A 6142-nucleotide genomic window follows, 5' to 3' on the forward strand; every position below is an offset into this window, starting at 1 on the left:
ATGGAGCGGGGCTTCTTCCACGACGGAATTACCCTGGCCGACGTATTGAGCGATACCACCTACCGGCGGCTCGCGGGACGCCTGTCCGCTTACGGCCATGCAGTCACGGACTATCAGTTCGTCAAGCCCTGGCTCCTGGCCTTGATTCTTTCCACCCTGGAGGCGACCGATGCTTCCTTCGAGGCGATCCACGGAATTGAAATGTACTTTCTCGCTCAATCCGGAGAGAAACAGATCATCGAACTGGAAGGGTTCTCGTACCAGATCGACCTGTTCGAGGGCTTTTCCGGCGAGGTGCAGGAACAATTTCTCCTTTCCGCCATTGATCCCTATCCAGGAGAAGCCGACAGCGAAAGGATCGCCGAAGATCTAGAACTCTTGCATGAGCTTTGGATCAGCGGTAACTGGGAGGTCTTTCAGACGTTTTCTGAAAACCTCAAGGCCCTGACCGCACACATCCCCGGATACAATGAACGGTTCTGGAACGAGCGGAGCCAGAATATGGCCCGCCGAATCGAATCGTTTTTGACTGAGGGGGATGGAAAAACCTACTTCGTGATTATCGGGGCGGGGCACCTCTCCGGAGAAAGAGGATTGGTCAAGCTTTTACGAGAAGCCGGATACCGGGTGGAACAAATCACCGGATGAATGGTCCAATGTCCTTAACGAGATTAAGCCCGGGAGGCTGACGCCCCCGGGCTTAATCTTCAACACACCTGCTCGACTGATTTGACCCCCGGCACTTCCTCTTTGACCACCCGTTCGATTCCATCTTTCATGGTGATCATGGACATCGGACATGAACTGCACATTCCCTTCAAGCGAACTTTGACCACCCCGTTTTCGATGGCAACCAACTCAACGTCTCCACCGTCGTTTTGCAGGAATCCCCGGACTTTCTCCAGGGCTTTTTCCACTTGTTCTCTCATGATTTCATCCTCCCAACATGAATCTCACTACTCGATAAATCCACCATAATCACTATGCGTGTCAACCAGTCTTCAACCAGCTTATTCCGGGGATTCAATCTCAGGATAGAGAGGAAAGTCATGGCATAGCTCAAGAACCCGGTCTCTGACCCTGCGGAGGAGTTCCGGTTCATCCTTTCCCCGAATAGTCGACTCGATCAGCCCCGCAATGATCTTCATCTGGTCTTCTCCCATGCCCCGGGTGGTACAGGCCGGTGTCCCCAGGCGGATTCCGCTGGTGATCGTCGGTTTCTCCGGATCGAAGGGAATCGCGTTTTTATTGACAGTGATACCCACCAGATCCAGCAATTTTTCGGCTTCCCGCCCAGTCGTTCGGTTATTCCGAAGATCCACTAGCATCAGATGGGTATCCGTCCCGCCGGAAACCAGGCGAAAACCCTTGGTCTGCAAAGCCGAAGAGAGAGCCCGGGCGTTTTTCACCACCTGTTGCTGGTAGGCGGCAAACGACGGTTCGAGCGCCTCCCGAAAAGCCACTGCCTTAGCAGCGATGGCATGCATCAGCGGTCCTCCCTGTATACCGGGAAAGATCGTCTTGTTGATGAGCGCGGCGTGTTCCCGTTTACACAGAATCATACCCCCACGCGGTCCACGCAGGGTTTTGTGCGTTGTTGTGGTGATAAAATCCGCATAGGGCACCGGACTGGGGTGAAGGCCGGTCGCCACCAAGCCAGCAATATGGGCCATGTCCACCATAAGATAACTTCCCACTTGGTCACAAATGGTGCGTAAACGGGTAAAGTCGATCAAACGCGGATAGGCGCTGGCGCCGGCCACGATCATCCTGGGCCGGATCTCCAAAGCCCGCTGTTCCAAGGCCCGGTAGTCGATCTGTTCACTCTCGGCATCCACTCCGTAGGGAAAAAACCGATACAACAAACCGGAAAAGTTCACCCGGCTGCCGTGAGTCAGGTGACCACCGTGGGAAAGGTCCATACCCATTGCGCTATCCCCGGGCTTGAGTACCGCCATATAAACGGCCATATTGGCCTGTGAGCCAGAATGCGGTTGGACATTGACATGGTCGGCATTAAAAAGCGCCCGGGCCCGGGCTATAGCCAGCAGTTCCAGCTGGTCGACATGCTCACACCCGCCATAATACCGCCGGGATGGATATCCTTCCGCATACTTGTTAGTGAGTACGGTGCCCTGGGCTTCCATGACCGGGATGCTCGTAAAATTTTCCGAGGCAATTAACTCAAGATTATTTCGTTCCCGCTCAAGTTCTTTCCACACCCATTCGAAGATTTCCGGATCCTTTTCCCTCAGCGTTTCCCACATGCGCACGCTTTTAAACCTCCTGAAACGTACCGTATTTTTTGAAATACGGAATCAGTCCCCCTTCTTCAAGAATCCGGATCATAATCGTAGGTAAAGGCCGGGCAACGACAATCTCACCGTTAGATAGATCGCTCACCTCTCCACTGCTGAAGTCGATCACCAGTTCATCGCCCGATTCGATACGGGAAGTATCGCATTCTATGACCGCCAGCCCACAGTTTATGGCATTCCGAAAAAATATCCGGGCAAAAGAACGAGCCAGGACGGCCCGAATGCCGCTGGCCAACAGTGCCCGGGGAGCCTGTTCACGGGAGGACCCACAACCGAAATTTTTCCCAGCGACCAGAAAATCACCCGGCCGGACCTTCGAGGAAAAATCCGGATCCAAATCCTCCATGACGTGTTTACCCAGTTCGTTCATGTCCAGGGTTCTAAATTTGTATTTACCGGAGATGATATAATCCGTGTTGATATCGTCACCGAACGTGTGCGCCTTGCCACGCAATTCCATGCTCATCACCCCAACTATGTCTACGCTAAAAACCCGCGAGGATCGGTAATCCGGCCGGTAATTGCTGAAACGGCGACCGTGGCCGGTGAAGCGAGATAAATGAAGGCCTTATTGTTTCCCATGCGCCCTTTGAAATTCCGGTTGGCCGTGGAAATCACGTTCCAGCCGTCGCCTGGAACACCTTGATGAGTCCCCACGCAGGGACCACAACCGGGAGTTACCAACATACCGCCGGCCTGGACAATCGTCTCCGCCCATCCCTTACGGACCGCCTCAAGAAACACCGCCCGGGAAGCCGGAGCGGCAATCAGTCGCACTGATGGATGAACGCTGCGGCCATACAGGATCGAGGCGGCTACTTGGAAGTCAACCGTCCGGCCGTTGGTGCAGGTGCCGAGAAAAGCCTGGCGGATGGGCACCTCTCCAACTTCTTCAATTGGAACCACGGTATCCACCTGGTGCGGGAGAGCCACCCGGGGAGTCAGTCGGGAGCAATCAAGTCTTACTTCCCGCGCGTAGACGGCGTCGGGATCCGGGGCAATCAGCCGACAGGGTTTGTTGATCCGGCTGGACAACCATTGCCGGGTCTTTTCGTCCGGGGCCATGAGACCGGCCTTGGCTCCCATCTCAACCGCCATGTTCGTCAGAGTCAGTCGTTCTTCGACGCTCAGAGCATCGACGACCGGCCCGGAATACTCCAAAGCCTGATAGTTCGCGCCATCGGCTCCGATTTCCGCAGCCAAGGCCAGCGCCACGTCTTTAGAGTAGACCCCTTTCGGTAATCGCCCCTCCAGGATGACCCGAATAGACTCCGGTACTTTGAACCAGAGCTTGCCGGCAATCATCACCGCGGCAAGTTCCGAGCTCCCCACCCCGGTGGAGAAGGCACCCAGTGCCCCGTAGGTACAGGTATGAGAATCCGCCCCGATCACCAGGTCTCCGGGAACCACCAGTCCTTCAGAAACCATCAATTCATGACAGATTCCACAACCCGCGTCAAAGATGCGCAGACCATACTTATCCGCAAAATGTCGTATCTGATCGTGCAGTTCTGAAACCGCTTCCAAAGGGCTCGGAGCATTATGATCGATAACCAGGGCAATTTTCTTCGGATCAAATACCCCTTGCCCATTCATTTCCTGAAAGGAACGAATGGCCAATGGGGTGGTACCATCCTGACCCATGGCCATATCTATATCCGCAATGACCAAGTCACCGGCCGTGACCGATCGACCGGTTTTCTCGCTGAAGATTTTTTCCGAAATGGTTTTGCCCATCGTCTTCACTCCTTGTAAACAGGACAGTAATGGGTGAACAGTGATCAACAATGAGTAAGGATCCCAACCACCCATCCTCTGCAGTCTTTATCTTGTTCTCCATCTTTGTCCAGTCCTTGGCCTTCGACTCATGATACCCGAAGGTTTGAAATAAAGTCAATCAAGGGGTGGCGCTCATGGAAGAATTATGCCTACAGAAATCCAGGTTTTACCAATCACTACAGCGGGATATCTTTTTAACCCATAGAGGTAACGGTAAAAGATCTTGGACCCGTTGGGATGCGGATGGTTTGTCAAACTTATTTGGAATCTCTATGGGATGAATATAATGGGCCCAAGAAACTAAACACGAAAACAGGGAATCTTAAGAATCAAATGTCCATATGTAAAAATCATCCTGCTGATTTCAAAGTCAAAATCGTGCTGAAAATTCTCAGGAAGGAAAAATCACTCTCGAAAATTTCCTCGGAATATGGGATACATACCACCTAGCTGTATCGTTGGAAAAAACACGCCCTTGAAAATCTACCGCAGTTTTTTGCCGATGAGCGCAGGACCTGGATGCCATGAAGAACGGTTATGAAAGACAACTACAAGACCTCTATGCGGAAGTTGGCCGACTGACCACGTAGCTCAACTGGTTGAAAAAAATCTGGCCTCTGAACTGATACGTAATGAACGTATAGCTCTTGTCGATTGGGAAAGCACCGACGTACCTATAAAAACCCAAGCCGAATTGCTGAAGGTTAACCGTTCCAGTTGCATTATAAGCCGGTGAAGCCGTCACCGGAGGAAATTGCTATTAAACACCGTATTGACGAGATCTATGCGCAACACCCCTTTTACGGGTCCGGGAGAATAACCGCCCAGCTGTACCGGGATAGCCCCTGCATCAACTGGAAAGCAGTCTGGCGGCACATGCGTGAAATGGGAACAATCGGGATTACCCCAGGCCAAACTTGAGTAAATGTAGGCTGGAACACCAGGTATTCCCTTACTTGCTTGGAGGTGTTAAACCGGTCCACCCCAATCACGTCCGGGGTATTGATATTACTTACATGCGGCTGGTTAAGTCCTCCTTTTCTCTATCTATATCGTATCAACCGCGCCGAGTTTAGCACCACTAGGACTGAGGCGACGTTGTGCAATACCGCTGCCATCACCGGACCCACCAACCCACCGATGGCCAGGTACATTCCCACAGCATTAAGTCCCAGCGAGAAGAGGAAAATATTCACAGTGATAGTCCGCAGGGCTCTCCGGCTGAGACGGACCGCCTGGGCGACCTGGGTCAGATCATCAGCCAGCAGAGCAATGTCCGCCGCCTCGATGGCGGTGTCGCTTCCGATTGCTCCCATCGCAATGCCGACATCGGCGGTGGCCAGAGCAGGGGCATCGTTGATTCCGTCTCCAATGACAGCGACTTTATACTGCTCTTTCAACCGTTTGACCGTGTTTACCTTGTCTTCCGGCAACTGGTCGGCGGCAAACTCGACGATCCCAGCCAGCGAGGCGATAGCCTCAGCAGTGCGGTTATTATCGCCGGTGAGCATCATTATTTTCTTCACACCGGATTCTCTCATGGCAGCGATCGCCTGGCGTGTTCCCTCCCGCAAAACGTCGGCAATGCTAATCACCCCCAAAAAGCGCTCGTCCTCGGCAAGCAGCAGACAGGTCTCACCTTTCGATTCCCTGAGGACCAGAAATTCTTCTGCTTCTGGGGGTAACTTTATCCGACGGTCGATTAACAGCTTCCTGTTGCCCAGGATCACCTCTTGCTCGCTGGTACGAGCTACTACCCCTCGGCCTAAGATGACCTTGAACTCGCTCGGGTCAGGAACGCTAATCCCAAGCTCCTGGGCTTTATGGATGATGGCCTTTGCCAGCGGATGCTCGGAGAATTTCTCGGCCAAAGCTGCTCGGGTCAGAACATCTTGCTCGCTCTTCTCACTGAAACTCCTGATCGTGGTCACCCGAGGTTTGCCATAGGTAAGAGTCCCGGTCTTATCAAACACTGCCGCATTTACCCGCCCGGTCGCCTCCAAGCTTCTTCCGCCTTTGATCAGGATGCCACGGCGGGCGGCGTT

Annotated in this window: 6 protein-coding genes; 1 reads left to right on the forward strand and 5 read right to left on the reverse strand. The window is 53.2% G+C overall.

The genetic code is table 11. The annotated features are described in order from the left end of the window. A partial coding sequence (locus VLH40_07450; GenBank protein ID HSV31837.1) for a TraB/GumN family protein occupies positions 1-648 on the forward strand: 648 nt, incomplete at its 5' end. A 59-nt stretch (positions 649-707) separates the two neighbouring features. Here the strand turns inward: VLH40_07450 and VLH40_07455 are convergent. From VLH40_07455 to VLH40_07475, 5 genes are all read right to left on the reverse strand, one after another. Then, positions 708-929 carry a NifU family protein gene (locus VLH40_07455; protein HSV31838.1) on the reverse strand — a complete coding sequence of 74 codons (222 nt, stop codon included), beginning with the start codon at positions 927-929 and terminating at the stop codon, positions 708-710. 81 nt (positions 930-1010) lie between these two features. Then, positions 1011-2267, reverse strand: a complete 1257-nt coding sequence (gene glyA / locus VLH40_07460) for a serine hydroxymethyltransferase (protein HSV31839.1) — start codon at positions 2265-2267, stop codon at positions 1011-1013. Between the two features lie 10 nt (positions 2268-2277). Then, a complete protein-coding gene (locus VLH40_07465) occupies positions 2278-2778 on the reverse strand; it encodes a 3-isopropylmalate dehydratase small subunit (GenBank protein ID HSV31840.1) in 501 nt (166 codons plus the stop codon). Positions 2779-2798: 20 nt separating this feature from the next. Then, positions 2799-4055 carry a 3-isopropylmalate dehydratase large subunit gene (locus VLH40_07470; GenBank protein ID HSV31841.1) on the reverse strand — a complete coding sequence of 419 codons (1257 nt, stop codon included), beginning with the start codon at positions 4053-4055 and terminating at the stop codon, positions 2799-2801. A gap of 1085 nt (positions 4056-5140) precedes the next feature. Then, a partial coding sequence (locus VLH40_07475) for a heavy metal translocating P-type ATPase (GenBank protein ID HSV31842.1) occupies positions 5141-6142 on the reverse strand: 1002 nt, incomplete at its 5' end.

The sequence above is a fragment of the Atribacteraceae bacterium genome (assembly GCA_035477455.1).
Lineage (GTDB): Bacteria > Atribacterota > Atribacteria > Atribacterales > Atribacteraceae > DATIKP01.